The following is a 17255-nucleotide window of genomic DNA, read 5'->3' as shown; positions in this document are numbered from 1 at the left end:
CTTTATTCCGTTCAGATTGTCATTCAGCGTTGGCAAAGACATACTCTTTTGCAATTTTGGGCTTGTGTGTTGGCTTGAGCGAATTGCAAATGTGTATAGCTTTTAGCGTTGGCTATGTTGTCAAATCTCCCAATTCATTTTTTAATTTTTCAAGCCTTTCAACTGCACTCCATTTATCATCAATTACTTTCTTTATTTTTCTAGAAATTTCTTCTCTTACTTTTGGGTCTTTAGAAATAGGTAACATTAACTCTTTCCATCTATCTCCAATATTCGGCAAAGTAGTTTCAATCATTATTTTATTGAAAGATTGTTGCTGTGTCAAAAAATGAGAAAGTAAATAAAGTAAGTAGTAAGAGTTTAGTCCATATTCATTTTTTTCATCTAATACTCTCAAAACCAAAATTTCTCTTGTTAAAAGGGATTTTATGTCAAATGGTGAAACCATTGCAACACTACCAATTCTATAACTCCCACGTCTAACATAAACTACGTCATTAACTTCTAAATTTTTGTTTTTTCCTTTTTTTTGCAAATAAATTTCTTCGGGTATTCTTGAAGTTGGGTCTTTATATACTTCCCAATTAACAATATCTTTAACTCGAACATATGTAACTTCTCCACGACCTTTATACTCAGCTGGTGGCGAACCGTGACCATCAAAACATTTTAAAATGTTTTTCTGTATTAAACTTTTAATCGGTACAAGTTGTAAATTTTGTTTTTCTGCGATTTCTTTAATTTCCTCAATCTTATTTTCCCAATAGTAACGAGGAACATAAATATTTTTAGTTTCAGCTATTTCTGATTTTGTTTGAAAGCAATATTTTGAAAATCCATTTTTAATTTCATTAATTACCAATGGTGTATCATCCCAAATTTTAGTACGGTCAATTTTTTTAGTTTCAATATCCCATCTGAAAATATCCTTGCCTTGGTGGTCGTGTCCAATTTCTTCAAGGACAGCCATATTTATTAATTCTTGTTGTGGCTTATTCTTTTCGACAACAATTGCTAAACATTTAGCATTATTATGAGGTCTAAACGTATTATGAGGTAAATCAATAACCCAAGTCAGGTTATTGTTTTCAAGCATTTTATGTAGAACATATCTTGACCTTGGTGCGTGAAAAAATGTTTCTGGAAGAACAATACCCATTCTACCACCATCTTTTAAAAGTTGTAAACACCTTTCAATAAATATTATTTGTGGTGTCTCAACTGTCTTTAATTTGTTAGTTTTTTCAAATGTTTTACCTGCTGATTTCCATTTATATCCTAAATCGTATTGATTTAATATTTCTGAACCTTCTACTTTTATATCTTTCCCAAAAGGTGGATTTGCTAGTAGAACATCGTATTGACCTAAATTTACATTTTGTCTTGTTTTAGGTTTCCAATTAGAAGGCTTATCTAAACTATTCTCACAAAAAATTCCTCCTTTACCATCTCCAATAATCGCCATATATGCTTTTGCAACTTTGGATAAAAAATTATCTTTTTCAATTCCTCTTATTTTATGAATTGCAGTTGCAGTTTTTTCTTCATTTAGAGCTAAATCTGACCAACCAAAATCTTTGGCTTGTTGGTCAAGATTTTTCCACATATGTCTTAAACTTTCAACAAGAAAACCACCTGAACCACAAGCTGGGTCAATTACCAGTTCATCTGGTTGTGGATTTACAATTTCAACTAGAAGTTTTACAGAATTTCTAGGCGTAAAAAATTGACCTTGTGCTCCCTTTAGAGCATACCCAATAAAAGTTTCAAATGCTTCTGCTATTACATCTCTTTCTGATTCAATCAAGGTGTAATTTTGTAACTCTCCAACTACATATGCAATGGCGTTTTCATCAAGATTGATATTGTCGCTAATATCAATTACTTCCTTGTATTTGGTTTTTACTTTTTCAAAGATTTCAAGTATTCTTTTTTTGACAACTTTTTTGTCTTCATCTATTCCAACTCTGAAAGAAACAACATCTTGTTGTCTAGTAAATTTTTCATCATAGATTTTACAAAAAATAAGATTTATTAATTCTCTAGCTAATTCTTCATCTCTTGTCGCACCTGTGAAATTACCTGCTAAATGATTTCTAATTGCTTTGAAAATCAGTTTTAGATTACTTGGAACATTTAGGTCTTCTCTTTTGAATTTTCCAATATCTTCAAGTCTTTGACCATAATTTGGGATATTCGGAATCTCCTCAAAAAGTACTTTTCCTTTTGCTTCAACTTTTTTTATAAACAGTCTTTCCTCTCCGTTAAACCAAACTCCCAATTCAGCTTTAGAAAGACGCATATAGTCTTCAAGTTGTGTTTTACCGTCTTTTCTTGTTTTCTTTTTACATTCTACAATAATGTAAACATCATCATCTTTTTTCTTTTTGTCTTTAAATACTGCAATATCAACAGGATATTTTTTTGTAGTATCAGATGGACTTGCTTTTACTCTAAATTGAGGTCTAGTCTGTAATACTGACTTTGGATATTTGTAATCCTCTACTAATTGAATAGTAAAAGGCTGAACCGCTTCAATTTCTTCTGGTGTACCTTTTATTTCTTGACCTGAAACATAGTCAATTATATATCCATCTTTTGGTTCAGTATTTTCTATCATTATTTAAATCTTTATTTGATATTATTAGTTCTTTAACGTCTATGTCTAATATATTGGCAATTTCCATCAAAGTTTCCAACCTTGGTTGTTGTCGGTTTTGAGCATAAGCATTTACCATATTGTAACTTTTCCCTAGTTTTTCAGCTAACCAAGTTTGCTTGATTCCTTTCTCTTCCAACACTTCCTTAATTCGGTTCATTTCTGACGTTGTTTTCAGTCCACTAATTTACATTTATATCTCAAAAAATTGTGTAAAAAGTCAAAATATTTTCGAGTGGTGGTGGGGAAGTGAAAGCTCTTTTGGTTTTTTTGCTTTGGCTTTGAGCGTTGGCAAAAACCAAATGTGCTTGAACGTGGGTCGGCTTTTTTCAGCTTGCGTACAACGTCTTGTGGCTATGCACAGTAGCGCGCAAAAAAGCCTTTCATTATGGGTTTCTATTACAAATTTAGTAAATAATTTTGGACTTTCGCTTTTCACACCTAAACCCGAGCTATTGTGTATAGCCTGTGTTGTACGTAGTTTTTTTCTAGAGTGTACTTATTTATTAGAATTTCAAAAAATGACTTTTTATACAATTTTCCAAGCTTTGATATATTGCCAGCTCTTAAAATTTTATCCGTGTAAATTTTCATCATTTTCATCGCTAATATTTGCCTTATTTTATTGTTTGTAGGCTTTCAGAACCACTTTTTTTCGATTTTATTCACAACAAGGCATACCTATCCCATGTGTTAATTAAGCCGCCAATTTTTCTTTTATTTTCCGCCTATATTTTCTTTGATTAATAAACCACAAAACACTGCCTGGTTTAATAATTGTTTTGACATGCTCCATACTTCCTGAACATATTCTACACTCTTTTCTATTATCTATAAATGGAGTTAATTCTTCTCTTTCTCTGTATGCCGGTTTTTCTGTATACGATTTTGGTATTTTTGTCCTTGCATTATAAATACCATAGTAACGAACTACTCTAAAATTTGGCAAGGGAACATGCTGAAGCAACAGTGGAAAAAAATCACGATAATGTAAACGTAGAATTTTTTCTTTGGGTTTACCTTCTGCTGTTTTTTCTTTGTAATCTTTATACCTAAAACTAATGTATTCACCTGATATGTCTGTGATTTTGTATTCACTTAAACAAGCACGCTTTGAATAACGGCCGATGTATCTGATGATTTGCTCAGGCATATTCATCGGTGGCTCTAAATGAATAATCCATTTCTTTTCTAATAATTTGTCCTTAAAATCAGCGTATGATTGCTCATCTGTAAAGTTGTGTTGTAAATCATCCTTATAATAAGCCAAATCTATACGTTTTATGATCCGACTTCTAAAGCTTTCTTTAAGTTTTAAATAGTCTATCTTATCACTTATGGGTATGCTTTTTAATTTATTGTTTTTCATATCAATACCGCCCCAACTCACAATCATATGCACATGAACATGTAAATTTTTGCGCTCTCCATAGGTGTGTAAAACACTCACAACACCTATTTCAACATTATAGACTTTACGTATATAGTCTTTCAATAATGTAGCAGACTCATTCATCAATATTTGATAAAAGATTTTAGGATTTCTCCTGATTAAGCTGTTTAATTGATGGGGAAGGGTCATCACTACATGGCGATGTGGAACATTTAATAATTGACCATGTAATGTTTCTGCCCAATTTAAAGTATCTCTCCAACTACAAGTTGGACAAAACCTATTTTTACAACTGAAAAATACATCGACTTTATCTCCACAATCCTTGCATTTATAAACATCCTTGCCCAATTCTGATGTTCGGCATTTCATTATCGCCTGAACCGCATAGCGCTGATGGTCCTTTACAGGATATTTAGGATTGGAAAGGTAATCATCCCAGTGGTCACGAAAGAAACTAGCCAGTGTATATTTTTTCTCAAGTTGACTATTTTGTGTAGATATATTTCTTTCAGTAACACACATTAACTAATGTCTTCGAAAACTTCTAGAGCAATAGAAAAGGCTTCGGTAGCACCAGGAATCAATAGCTCACGTTTTCCATTCTTTACCCCAAATATATCATCTTTTTCGTTAACTACAACACAATCAAATTGTTCAAATAATTTATCCGTCTCAGAAGCTACTGTTTCTAAATCTGAAAAAACATCATCAAAAATCTGAAATTGATCGTAATCATTAAAAACAGAAAATTGCTTTTTATTTAAAGTTATCTCTCTCATTATTAATAATTTAAAACCTTAAAAGTTAATGCTATTGAGAAAAAGTGGGCATAAATTACGTACAACGTCTTGTGGCTATGCACAGTAGCGCGCAAAAAAGCCTTTCATTATGGGTTTCTATTACAAATTTAGTAAATAATTTTGGACTTTCGCTTTTCACACCTAAACCCGAGCTATTGTGTATAGCCTGTGTTGTACGTAGTTTTTTTCTAGAGTGTACTTATTTATTAGAATTTCAAAAAATGACTTTTTATACAATTTTCCAAGCTTTGATATATTGCCAGCTCTTAAAATTTTATCCGTGTAAATTTTCATCATTTTCATCGCTAATATTTGCCTTATTTTATTGTTTGTAGGCTTTCAGAACCACTTTTTTTCGATTTTATTCACAACAAGGCATACCTATCCCATGTGTTAATTAAGCCGCCAATTTTTCTTTTATTTTCCGCCTATATTTTCTTTGATTAATAAACCACAAAACACTGCCTGGTTTAATAATTGTTTTGACATGCTCCATACTTCCTGAACATATTCTACACTCTTTTCTATTATCTATAAATGGAGTTAATTCTTCTCTTTCTCTGTATGCCGGTTTTTCTGTATACGATTTTGGTATTTTTGTCCTTGCATTATAAATACCATAGTAACGAACTACTCTAAAATTTGGCAAGGGAACATGCTGAAGCAACAGTGGAAAAAAATCACGATAATGTAAACGTAGAATTTTTTCTTTGGGTTTACCTTCTGCTGTTTTTTCTTTGTAATCTTTATACCTAAAACTAATGTATTCACCTGATATGTCTGTGATTTTGTATTCACTTAAACAAGCACGCTTTGAATAACGGCCGATGTATCTGATGATTTGCTCAGGCATATTCATCGGTGGCTCTAAATGAATAATCCATTTCTTTTCTAATAATTTGTCCTTAAAATCAGCGTATGATTGCTCATCTGTAAAGTTGTGTTGTAAATCATCCTTATAATAAGCCAAATCTATACGTTTTATGATCCGACTTCTAAAGCTTTCTTTAAGTTTTAAATAGTCTATCTTATCACTTATGGGTATGCTTTTTAATTTATTGTTTTTCATATCAATACCGCCCCAACTCACAATCATATGCACATGAACATGTAAATTTTTGCGCTCTCCATAGGTGTGTAAAACACTCACAACACCTATTTCAACATTATAGACTTTACGTATATAGTCTTTCAATAATGTAGCAGACTCATTCATCAATATTTGATAAAAGATTTTAGGATTTCTCCTGATTAAGCTGTTTAATTGATGGGGAAGGGTCATCACTACATGGCGATGTGGAACATTTAATAATTGACCATGTAATGTTTCTGCCCAATTTAAAGTATCTCTCCAACTACAAGTTGGACAAAACCTATTTTTACAACTGAAAAATACATCGACTTTATCTCCACAATCCTTGCATTTATAAACATCCTTGCCCAATTCTGATGTTCGGCATTTCATTATCGCCTGAACCGCATAGCGCTGATGGTCCTTTACAGGATATTTAGGATTGGAAAGGTAATCATCCCAGTGGTCACGAAAGAAACTAGCCAGTGTATATTTTTTCTCAAGTTGACTATTTTGTGTAGATATATTTCTTTCAGTAACACACATTAACTAATGTCTTCGAAAACTTCTAGAGCAATAGAAAAGGCTTCGGTAGCACCAGGAATCAATAGCTCACGTTTTCCATTCTTTACCCCAAATATATCATCTTTTTCGTTAACTACAACACAATCAAATTGTTCAAATAATTTATCCGTCTCAGAAGCTACTGTTTCTAAATCTGAAAAAACATCATCAAAAATCTGAAATTGATCGTAATCATTAAAAACAGAAAATTGCTTTTTATTTAAAGTTATCTCTCTCATTATTAATAATTTAAAACCTTAAAAGTTAATGCTATTGAGAAAAAGTGGGCATAAATTACGTACAACGTCTTGTGGCTATGCACAGTAGCGCGCAAAAAAGCCTTTCATTATGGGTTTCTATTACAAATTTAGTAAATAATTTTGGACTTTCGCTTTTCACACCTAAACCCGAGCTATTGTGTATAGCCTGTGTTGTACGTAGTTTTTTTCTAGAGTGTACTTATTTATTAGAATTTCAAAAAATGACTTTTTATACAATTTTCCAAGCTTTGATATATTGCCAGCTCTTAAAATTTTATCCGTGTAAATTTTCATCATTTTCATCGCTAATATTTGCCTTATTTTATTGTTTGTAGGCTTTCAGAACCACTTTTTTTCGATTTTATTCACAACAAGGCATACCTATCCCATGTGTTAATTAAGCCGCCAATTTTTCTTTTATTTTCCGCCTATATTTTCTTTGATTAATAAACCACAAAACACTGCCTGGTTTAATAATTGTTTTGACATGCTCCATACTTCCTGAACATATTCTACACTCTTTTCTATTATCTATAAATGGAGTTAATTCTTCTCTTTCTCTGTATGCCGGTTTTTCTGTATACGATTTTGGTATTTTTGTCCTTGCATTATAAATACCATAGTAACGAACTACTCTAAAATTTGGCAAGGGAACATGCTGAAGCAACAGTGGAAAAAAATCACGATAATGTAAACGTAGAATTTTTTCTTTGGGTTTACCTTCTGCTGTTTTTTCTTTGTAATCTTTATACCTAAAACTAATGTATTCACCTGATATGTCTGTGATTTTGTATTCACTTAAACAAGCACGCTTTGAATAACGGCCGATGTATCTGATGATTTGCTCAGGCATATTCATCGGTGGCTCTAAATGAATAATCCATTTCTTTTCTAATAATTTGTCCTTAAAATCAGCGTATGATTGCTCATCTGTAAAGTTGTGTTGTAAATCATCCTTATAATAAGCCAAATCTATACGTTTTATGATCCGACTTCTAAAGCTTTCTTTAAGTTTTAAATAGTCTATCTTATCACTTATGGGTATGCTTTTTAATTTATTGTTTTTCATATCAATACCGCCCCAACTCACAATCATATGCACATGAACATGTAAATTTTTGCGCTCTCCATAGGTGTGTAAAACACTCACAACACCTATTTCAACATTATAGACTTTACGTATATAGTCTTTCAATAATGTAGCAGACTCATTCATCAATATTTGATAAAAGATTTTAGGATTTCTCCTGATTAAGCTGTTTAATTGATGGGGAAGGGTCATCACTACATGGCGATGTGGAACATTTAATAATTGACCATGTAATGTTTCTGCCCAATTTAAAGTATCTCTCCAACTACAAGTTGGACAAAACCTATTTTTACAACTGAAAAATACATCGACTTTATCTCCACAATCCTTGCATTTATAAACATCCTTGCCCAATTCTGATGTTCGGCATTTCATTATCGCCTGAACCGCATAGCGCTGATGGTCCTTTACAGGATATTTAGGATTGGAAAGGTAATCATCCCAGTGGTCACGAAAGAAACTAGCCAGTGTATATTTTTTCTCAAGTTGACTATTTTGTGTAGATATATTTCTTTCAGTAACACACATTAACTAATGTCTTCGAAAACTTCTAGAGCAATAGAAAAGGCTTCGGTAGCACCAGGAATCAATAGCTCACGTTTTCCATTCTTTACCCCAAATATATCATCTTTTTCGTTAACTACAACACAATCAAATTGTTCAAATAATTTATCCGTCTCAGAAGCTACTGTTTCTAAATCTGAAAAAACATCATCAAAAATCTGAAATTGATCGTAATCATTAAAAACAGAAAATTGCTTTTTATTTAAAGTTATCTCTCTCATTATTAATAATTTAAAACCTTAAAAGTTAATGCTATTGAGAAAAAGTGGGCATAAATTACGTACAACGTCTTGTGGCTATGCACAGTAGCGCGCAAAAAAGCCTTTCATTATGGGTTTCTATTACAAATTTAGTAAATAATTTTGGACTTTCGCTTTTCACACCTAAACCCGAGCTATTGTGTATAGCCTGTGTTGTACGTAGTTTTTTTCTAGAGTGTACTTATTTATTAGAATTTCAAAAAATGACTTTTTATACAATTTTCCAAGCTTTGATATATTGCCAGCTCTTAAAATTTTATCCGTGTAAATTTTCATCATTTTCATCGCTAATATTTGCCTTATTTTATTGTTTGTAGGCTTTCAGAACCACTTTTTTTCGATTTTATTCACAACAAGGCATACCTATCCCATGTGTTAATTAAGCCGCCAATTTTTCTTTTATTTTCCGCCTATATTTTCTTTGATTAATAAACCACAAAACACTGCCTGGTTTAATAATTGTTTTGACATGCTCCATACTTCCTGAACATATTCTACACTCTTTTCTATTATCTATAAATGGAGTTAATTCTTCTCTTTCTCTGTATGCCGGTTTTTCTGTATACGATTTTGGTATTTTTGTCCTTGCATTATAAATACCATAGTAACGAACTACTCTAAAATTTGGCAAGGGAACATGCTGAAGCAACAGTGGAAAAAAATCACGATAATGTAAACGTAGAATTTTTTCTTTGGGTTTACCTTCTGCTGTTTTTTCTTTGTAATCTTTATACCTAAAACTAATGTATTCACCTGATATGTCTGTGATTTTGTATTCACTTAAACAAGCACGCTTTGAATAACGGCCGATGTATCTGATGATTTGCTCAGGCATATTCATCGGTGGCTCTAAATGAATAATCCATTTCTTTTCTAATAATTTGTCCTTAAAATCAGCGTATGATTGCTCATCTGTAAAGTTGTGTTGTAAATCATCCTTATAATAAGCCAAATCTATACGTTTTATGATCCGACTTCTAAAGCTTTCTTTAAGTTTTAAATAGTCTATCTTATCACTTATGGGTATGCTTTTTAATTTATTGTTTTTCATATCAATACCGCCCCAACTCACAATCATATGCACATGAACATGTAAATTTTTGCGCTCTCCATAGGTGTGTAAAACACTCACAACACCTATTTCAACATTATAGACTTTACGTATATAGTCTTTCAATAATGTAGCAGACTCATTCATCAATATTTGATAAAAGATTTTAGGATTTCTCCTGATTAAGCTGTTTAATTGATGGGGAAGGGTCATCACTACATGGCGATGTGGAACATTTAATAATTGACCATGTAATGTTTCTGCCCAATTTAAAGTATCTCTCCAACTACAAGTTGGACAAAACCTATTTTTACAACTGAAAAATACATCGACTTTATCTCCACAATCCTTGCATTTATAAACATCCTTGCCCAATTCTGATGTTCGGCATTTCATTATCGCCTGAACCGCATAGCGCTGATGGTCCTTTACAGGATATTTAGGATTGGAAAGGTAATCATCCCAGTGGTCACGAAAGAAACTAGCCAGTGTATATTTTTTCTCAAGTTGACTATTTTGTGTAGATATATTTCTTTCAGTAACACACATTAACTAATGTCTTCGAAAACTTCTAGAGCAATAGAAAAGGCTTCGGTAGCACCAGGAATCAATAGCTCACGTTTTCCATTCTTTACCCCAAATATATCATCTTTTTCGTTAACTACAACACAATCAAATTGTTCAAATAATTTATCCGTCTCAGAAGCTACTGTTTCTAAATCTGAAAAAACATCATCAAAAATCTGAAATTGATCGTAATCATTAAAAACAGAAAATTGCTTTTTATTTAAAGTTATCTCTCTCATTATTAATAATTTAAAACCTTAAAAGTTAATGCTATTGAGAAAAAGTGGGCATAAATTACGTACAACGTCTTGTGGCTATGCACAGTAGCGCGCAAAAAAGCCTTTCATTATGGGTTTCTATTACAAATTTAGTAAATAATTTTGGACTTTCGCTTTTCACACCTAAACCCGAGCTATTGTGTATAGCCTGTGTTGTACGTAGTTTTTTTCTAGAGTGTACTTATTTATTAGAATTTCAAAAAATGACTTTTTATACAATTTTCCAAGCTTTGATATATTGCCAGCTCTTAAAATTTTATCCGTGTAAATTTTCATCATTTTCATCGCTAATATTTGCCTTATTTTATTGTTTGTAGGCTTTCAGAACCACTTTTTTTCGATTTTATTCACAACAAGGCATACCTATCCCATGTGTTAATTAAGCCGCCAATTTTTCTTTTATTTTCCGCCTATATTTTCTTTGATTAATAAACCACAAAACACTGCCTGGTTTAATAATTGTTTTGACATGCTCCATACTTCCTGAACATATTCTACACTCTTTTCTATTATCTATAAATGGAGTTAATTCTTCTCTTTCTCTGTATGCCGGTTTTTCTGTATACGATTTTGGTATTTTTGTCCTTGCATTATAAATACCATAGTAACGAACTACTCTAAAATTTGGCAAGGGAACATGCTGAAGCAACAGTGGAAAAAAATCACGATAATGTAAACGTAGAATTTTTTCTTTGGGTTTACCTTCTGCTGTTTTTTCTTTGTAATCTTTATACCTAAAACTAATGTATTCACCTGATATGTCTGTGATTTTGTATTCACTTAAACAAGCACGCTTTGAATAACGGCCGATGTATCTGATGATTTGCTCAGGCATATTCATCGGTGGCTCTAAATGAATAATCCATTTCTTTTCTAATAATTTGTCCTTAAAATCAGCGTATGATTGCTCATCTGTAAAGTTGTGTTGTAAATCATCCTTATAATAAGCCAAATCTATACGTTTTATGATCCGACTTCTAAAGCTTTCTTTAAGTTTTAAATAGTCTATCTTATCACTTATGGGTATGCTTTTTAATTTATTGTTTTTCATATCAATACCGCCCCAACTCACAATCATATGCACATGAACATGTAAATTTTTGCGCTCTCCATAGGTGTGTAAAACACTCACAACACCTATTTCAACATTATAGACTTTACGTATATAGTCTTTCAATAATGTAGCAGACTCATTCATCAATATTTGATAAAAGATTTTAGGATTTCTCCTGATTAAGCTGTTTAATTGATGGGGAAGGGTCATCACTACATGGCGATGTGGAACATTTAATAATTGACCATGTAATGTTTCTGCCCAATTTAAAGTATCTCTCCAACTACAAGTTGGACAAAACCTATTTTTACAACTGAAAAATACATCGACTTTATCTCCACAATCCTTGCATTTATAAACATCCTTGCCCAATTCTGATGTTCGGCATTTCATTATCGCCTGAACCGCATAGCGCTGATGGTCCTTTACAGGATATTTAGGATTGGAAAGGTAATCATCCCAGTGGTCACGAAAGAAACTAGCCAGTGTATATTTTTTCTCAAGTTGACTATTTTGTGTAGATATATTTCTTTCAGTAACACACATTAACTAATGTCTTCGAAAACTTCTAGAGCAATAGAAAAGGCTTCGGTAGCACCAGGAATCAATAGCTCACGTTTTCCATTCTTTACCCCAAATATATCATCTTTTTCGTTAACTACAACACAATCAAATTGTTCAAATAATTTATCCGTCTCAGAAGCTACTGTTTCTAAATCTGAAAAAACATCATCAAAAATCTGAAATTGATCGTAATCATTAAAAACAGAAAATTGCTTTTTATTTAAAGTTATCTCTCTCATTATTAATAATTTAAAACCTTAAAAGTTAATGCTATTGAGAAAAAGTGGGCATAAATTACGTACAACGTCTTGTGGCTATGCACAGTAGCGCGCAAAAAAGCCTTTCATTATGGGTTTCTATTACAAATTTAGTAAATAATTTTGGACTTTCGCTTTTCACACCTAAACCCGAGCTATTGTGTATAGCCTGTGTTGTACGTAGTTTTTTTCTAGAGTGTACTTATTTATTAGAATTTCAAAAAATGACTTTTTATACAATTTTCCAAGCTTTGATATATTGCCAGCTCTTAAAATTTTATCCGTGTAAATTTTCATCATTTTCATCGCTAATATTTGCCTTATTTTATTGTTTGTAGGCTTTCAGAACCACTTTTTTTCGATTTTATTCACAACAAGGCATACCTATCCCATGTGTTAATTAAGCCGCCAATTTTTCTTTTATTTTCCGCCTATATTTTCTTTGATTAATAAACCACAAAACACTGCCTGGTTTAATAATTGTTTTGACATGCTCCATACTTCCTGAACATATTCTACACTCTTTTCTATTATCTATAAATGGAGTTAATTCTTCTCTTTCTCTGTATGCCGGTTTTTCTGTATACGATTTTGGTATTTTTGTCCTTGCATTATAAATACCATAGTAACGAACTACTCTAAAATTTGGCAAGGGAACATGCTGAAGCAACAGTGGAAAAAAATCACGATAATGTAAACGTAGAATTTTTTCTTTGGGTTTACCTTCTGCTGTTTTTTCTTTGTAATCTTTATACCTAAAACTAATGTATTCACCTGATATGTCTGTGATTTTGTATTCACTTAAACAAGCACGCTTTGAATAACGGCCGATGTATCTGATGATTTGCTCAGGCATATTCATCGGTGGCTCTAAATGAATAATCCATTTCTTTTCTAATAATTTGTCCTTAAAATCAGCGTATGATTGCTCATCTGTAAAGTTGTGTTGTAAATCATCCTTATAATAAGCCAAATCTATACGTTTTATGATCCGACTTCTAAAGCTTTCTTTAAGTTTTAAATAGTCTATCTTATCACTTATGGGTATGCTTTTTAATTTATTGTTTTTCATATCAATACCGCCCCAACTCACAATCATATGCACATGAACATGTAAATTTTTGCGCTCTCCATAGGTGTGTAAAACACTCACAACACCTATTTCAACATTATAGACTTTACGTATATAGTCTTTCAATAATGTAGCAGACTCATTCATCAATATTTGATAAAAGATTTTAGGATTTCTCCTGATTAAGCTGTTTAATTGATGGGGAAGGGTCATCACTACATGGCGATGTGGAACATTTAATAATTGACCATGTAATGTTTCTGCCCAATTTAAAGTATCTCTCCAACTACAAGTTGGACAAAACCTATTTTTACAACTGAAAAATACATCGACTTTATCTCCACAATCCTTGCATTTATAAACATCCTTGCCCAATTCTGATGTTCGGCATTTCATTATCGCCTGAACCGCATAGCGCTGATGGTCCTTTACAGGATATTTAGGATTGGAAAGGTAATCATCCCAGTGGTCACGAAAGAAACTAGCCAGTGTATATTTTTTCTCAAGTTGACTATTTTGTGTAGATATATTTCTTTCAGTAACACACATTAACTAATGTCTTCGAAAACTTCTAGAGCAATAGAAAAGGCTTCGGTAGCACCAGGAATCAATAGCTCACGTTTTCCATTCTTTACCCCAAATATATCATCTTTTTCGTTAACTACAACACAATCAAATTGTTCAAATAATTTATCCGTCTCAGAAGCTACTGTTTCTAAATCTGAAAAAACATCATCAAAAATCTGAAATTGATCGTAATCATTAAAAACAGAAAATTGCTTTTTATTTAAAGTTATCTCTCTCATTATTAATAATTTAAAACCTTAAAAGTTAATGCTATTGAGAAAAAGTGGGCATAAATTACGTACAACTTGTTTATATGCGTATAAAATTATTCTGTTTTATAACTATTTGGAGGGCTATGCGTATATATTTACAGAAATAATACATCGTTATTTACACCCTAAAATAGCTTATAAACAAATTAAATCATTTTCTTACAATTTATCAAACGGATTGGTTATATTTTGTAAGCTCGAGGTAGAAACGTGTGTATAAATCATAGTTGTTTTAGGACTGTTATGGCCTAATAACTCTTGAATGTATCTAATATCGGTGCCGTTTTCAAGTAAATGGGTAGCAAAACTATGTCGTAAGGTATGCAGGGTAACTCTTTTTTTAGTTATACCTGCTTTATGCAAACTACGTTTAAGCACCTGTCTAGCACTTACAGCAGTATATGGACCTCCTTTAACTCCTTCAAAAAGATATTTTTCTGGATTATAAATGTTTAAGTAGCTTTTTAATAATTGCGTAAAGTTTTTAGACAGAAGGGTATAGCGATCTTTTTTACCCTTTGCCGCTTTTATATGAATTAAATTACGCTCTACATCTATATCGTGTATCTGTAATAATAGGGCTTCACCTATACGTAAGCCAGAAGAATATAGCAAGCTTAATAATGTTTTATGCTTTATATTTTTGGTTACATGTAATAGTTTCTTTACTTCTGTTGTGCTTAGCACTACCGGTAATTTTTTTTCTTTTTTTGGACGTTGAAGTTGCATGGGTTCTAACAAATGCCCCATATATTCAAAATATTTTTTGATACCATTAATACATTGGTTTTGATAGGAAACCGATTTGTTTTTAACCACAATAAAATCGTAATTAAACCATTGTATGGCTTTAGGGGTTAATTGCTTAATGTTTTTCTGTTTGCAATACCGTAAAAAAAACGAAGTTACTTCTACATAGGTGTTAACGGTATTTGCACTATACCGGTGTTGATCTAACCAATTTTTAAATTTGGTTATAGATTTTTGATCTAGATTACTTAACGGTGGAAGTTTTAGTTTATTGGTTTTATGTACAAGCAATGCACTGTAATCTATAGGTGTATTTAATTGAAGCAAATGAAGATAAACTTCGCGCTTACAAGCCGAAGTATAAGGAGCATAAAAGACTTTTTTTGAGGTACTCCAACGAATGTAATCAAGTTTTTTTAGATGATTTTTTATAACATCATCATACCCAAAATAAATAGATAGTTTTGGCTCTTTATGGTGAATAATACGAGATAAGTAAATGGTTTTCAATTTATTTTGCTTGAAAATTGTTCTAATATAAGCATAATATTCTTACAGTTTTGTTTTTTAGTTGAATTGTTTTGCGAGAGGGATAGAGCGCATGTTTGAGCTCCTTGCTTGCAAAAGCGAGTAGCGAAAGCCCGACGCGTTTGTTTACAAATGCGACTCGCTCAAAAACAAAAAAATCCTCTTGTTAACTAAGAGGATTGTTAACTGTTACTTATAATCTATTGGAGGAGGACCCTCTGGCACAATAGCTTCGTAAATTTCGTCTCCTTTACGCTCTTTATATTCTGCTTTAATGGCTTGCACAAGTTTTGGGTTTGTAAATAAATCTACCATGGTTAAGCCCATTGCTTTAGCAGCATAAAGCATTCCTTTGTGGCCTATACTCATACCGCCACAGGCTACTACAGCCCAAGAATGCCAGGGAGTGTCTTTAGGCGCAGTAGTTACGCTTAAATTAATATTTGGTACATTCCAGCTAACATCGCCAACATCTGTAGAGCCTCCTCCGGGATGTTCTTTTGTTGGTTTTAGTGGGAGAATCTCTGAGTCCATTCCTACTTGTGGTTTTCCGGTTACCTCTTGTATTTTTTTGCCAAAGGCTATTTCTTCGGGAGTATACGTTATTGGCCCAAGTAGCTCAAGATTTTTTTGCATTACTTCGCCACCGGTTCTGTTTGGGAGTACCTCGTAAATACCCGAAATTAACGATATTTTGTAATCTACATTTGCCATGATAGCGGCTCCTTTGGCCATTTCTTTAACGCGCTGGTAAACAGGCATCATTCCGGAGCGTTTGGTGTCTCTAACACGAACCCAAATTCTTGAATAATCCGGAACTACGTTCACTACTTGTCCACCATCTTGAATATGGTAATGAATTCTAACAGTAGGTTTTACGTGCTCTCTGTAGTAGTTTATACCGGTTGTATACAGTTCTAAAGCGTCTGATGCACTGCGCCCATTCCATGGGTCTGCTGATGCATGAGCCGCCTGACCAAAAAATTCTACTTTAAAATCTACTAAAGCTAAAGAGCTTTGCACATCGGCTTCTGTATTAGCTCCGGGGTGCCAGCTTAAGTTAACATCTACATCATCCCAAAGCCCCTCTCTAACCATCCAAATTTTACCAAAGAACTTTTCTTCTGCCGGCGTACCAAAAAACTTAACTGTACCGGTTAGTTTGCCGGCTTCTATAAGTTCTTTAACGGCAATTGCAGCTCCCAGACTTCCGGCACCAAATAAATTATGACCGCAACCGTGTCCGGCAGCTCCTTCTTTTAATGGGTCTTTAGTGGGTTTTGCTTTTTGCGAAATTCCGGGGAGTGCATCAAACTCACCCAAAACACTTATAACAGGTTTTCCCGAGCCATATGTAGCTACAAAAGCAGTAGGCATACCGGCAACGCCACGCTCAACTATAAATCCATTTTTTTCGGCATACGATGCAAGAAGTTCTGAAGAGTTGTGCTCTCTAAAGGCCTCTTCTGCCAAAGCCCAAATAGAATCACTTATTGCTATTAAATTAGCCTTGTGTTTTTCTACAGAAGCAATTATTGCTTGTTTGTTTTTTGATAATTTTTTTTGAGGAAATACTAATGCAGTAGTGAGCATGCAAAGTACAAGCATGCTATATTGAAACATTTTCATA

General features: G+C 32.8%; 16 protein-coding genes. All 16 read right to left on the bottom strand.

What is annotated here, in order from left to right; translation table 11 throughout:
- Window positions 1-112: 112 nt before the first annotated feature.
- The 16 genes from ACZ5CF_RS09395 to ACZ5CF_RS09320 all read right to left on the bottom strand — a co-directional run bounded on the left by ACZ5CF_RS09395 (window position 113) and on the right by ACZ5CF_RS09320 (window position 17254).
- Window positions 113-2620: an N-6 DNA methylase gene (locus ACZ5CF_RS09395; protein ID WP_464579071.1), complete on the bottom strand. Its 2508-nt coding sequence runs from the start codon at window positions 2618-2620 to the stop codon at window positions 113-115.
- Complete coding sequence (locus ACZ5CF_RS09390) at window positions 2604-2819, bottom strand: helix-turn-helix domain-containing protein (protein WP_464579069.1); 216 nt, start codon at window positions 2817-2819, stop codon at window positions 2604-2606. The genes ACZ5CF_RS09395 and ACZ5CF_RS09390 overlap by 17 nt, the downstream gene beginning before the upstream one ends.
- A gap of 537 nt (window positions 2820-3356) precedes the next feature.
- Window positions 3357-4577 carry an IS91 family transposase gene (locus tag ACZ5CF_RS09385; protein ID WP_464579067.1) on the bottom strand — a complete coding sequence of 407 codons (1221 nt, stop codon included), beginning with the start codon at window positions 4575-4577 and terminating at the stop codon, window positions 3357-3359.
- The gene (locus ACZ5CF_RS09380) at window positions 4577-4834 is read right to left on the bottom strand and encodes a hypothetical protein (RefSeq protein WP_464579065.1); all 258 of its coding nucleotides are present in this window, start codon (window positions 4832-4834) and stop codon (window positions 4577-4579) included. The genes ACZ5CF_RS09385 and ACZ5CF_RS09380 overlap by 1 nt, the downstream gene beginning before the upstream one ends.
- Before the next feature lie 418 nt (window positions 4835-5252).
- Window positions 5253-6473, bottom strand: coding sequence for an IS91 family transposase (locus ACZ5CF_RS09375; protein WP_464579067.1), 1221 nt, complete (start codon window positions 6471-6473; stop codon window positions 5253-5255).
- Window positions 6473-6730 carry a hypothetical protein gene (locus ACZ5CF_RS09370; protein WP_464579065.1) on the bottom strand — a complete coding sequence of 86 codons (258 nt, stop codon included), beginning with the start codon at window positions 6728-6730 and terminating at the stop codon, window positions 6473-6475. The genes ACZ5CF_RS09375 and ACZ5CF_RS09370 overlap by 1 nt, the downstream gene beginning before the upstream one ends.
- Before the next feature lie 418 nt (window positions 6731-7148).
- Window positions 7149-8369, bottom strand: a complete 1221-nt coding sequence (locus ACZ5CF_RS09365) for an IS91 family transposase (protein ID WP_464579067.1) — start codon at window positions 8367-8369, stop codon at window positions 7149-7151.
- Window positions 8369-8626 carry a hypothetical protein gene (locus ACZ5CF_RS09360; RefSeq protein WP_464579065.1) on the bottom strand — a complete coding sequence of 86 codons (258 nt, stop codon included), beginning with the start codon at window positions 8624-8626 and terminating at the stop codon, window positions 8369-8371. Before ACZ5CF_RS09360 ends, ACZ5CF_RS09365 begins: the two co-directional genes overlap by 1 nt.
- Before the next feature lie 418 nt (window positions 8627-9044).
- Window positions 9045-10265 carry an IS91 family transposase gene (locus ACZ5CF_RS09355; RefSeq protein WP_464579067.1) on the bottom strand — a complete coding sequence of 407 codons (1221 nt, stop codon included), beginning with the start codon at window positions 10263-10265 and terminating at the stop codon, window positions 9045-9047.
- The gene (locus tag ACZ5CF_RS09350; RefSeq protein ID WP_464579065.1) at window positions 10265-10522 is read right to left on the bottom strand and encodes a hypothetical protein; all 258 of its coding nucleotides are present in this window, start codon (window positions 10520-10522) and stop codon (window positions 10265-10267) included. The genes ACZ5CF_RS09355 and ACZ5CF_RS09350 overlap by 1 nt, the downstream gene beginning before the upstream one ends.
- Before the next feature lie 418 nt (window positions 10523-10940).
- On the bottom strand, window positions 10941-12161 hold the full coding sequence (locus tag ACZ5CF_RS09345; protein WP_464579067.1) for an IS91 family transposase: 1221 nt from the start codon (window positions 12159-12161) through the stop codon (window positions 10941-10943).
- Window positions 12161-12418, bottom strand: coding sequence for a hypothetical protein (locus ACZ5CF_RS09340; RefSeq protein ID WP_464579065.1), 258 nt, complete (start codon window positions 12416-12418; stop codon window positions 12161-12163). Before ACZ5CF_RS09340 ends, ACZ5CF_RS09345 begins: the two co-directional genes overlap by 1 nt.
- A gap of 418 nt (window positions 12419-12836) precedes the next feature.
- Window positions 12837-14057, bottom strand: a complete 1221-nt coding sequence (locus tag ACZ5CF_RS09335) for an IS91 family transposase (RefSeq protein WP_464579067.1) — start codon at window positions 14055-14057, stop codon at window positions 12837-12839.
- Complete coding sequence (locus tag ACZ5CF_RS09330) at window positions 14057-14314, bottom strand: hypothetical protein (RefSeq protein WP_464579065.1); 258 nt, start codon at window positions 14312-14314, stop codon at window positions 14057-14059. Before ACZ5CF_RS09330 ends, ACZ5CF_RS09335 begins: the two co-directional genes overlap by 1 nt.
- Window positions 14315-14506: 192 nt before the next feature.
- On the bottom strand, window positions 14507-15607 hold the full coding sequence (gene xerA, locus ACZ5CF_RS09325) for a site-specific tyrosine recombinase/integron integrase (protein ID WP_464579064.1): 1101 nt from the start codon (window positions 15605-15607) through the stop codon (window positions 14507-14509).
- A 207-nt stretch (window positions 15608-15814) separates the two neighbouring features.
- On the bottom strand, window positions 15815-17254 hold the full coding sequence (locus ACZ5CF_RS09320) for an amidohydrolase (protein ID WP_464579062.1): 1440 nt from the start codon (window positions 17252-17254) through the stop codon (window positions 15815-15817).
- Window position 17255 lies beyond the last annotated feature (1 nt).

The organism is Lutaonella thermophila (assembly GCF_055387725.1).
Note: the sequence above shows the minus strand (reverse complement) of the source record. Positions and strands in the feature narration are given on the sequence as shown.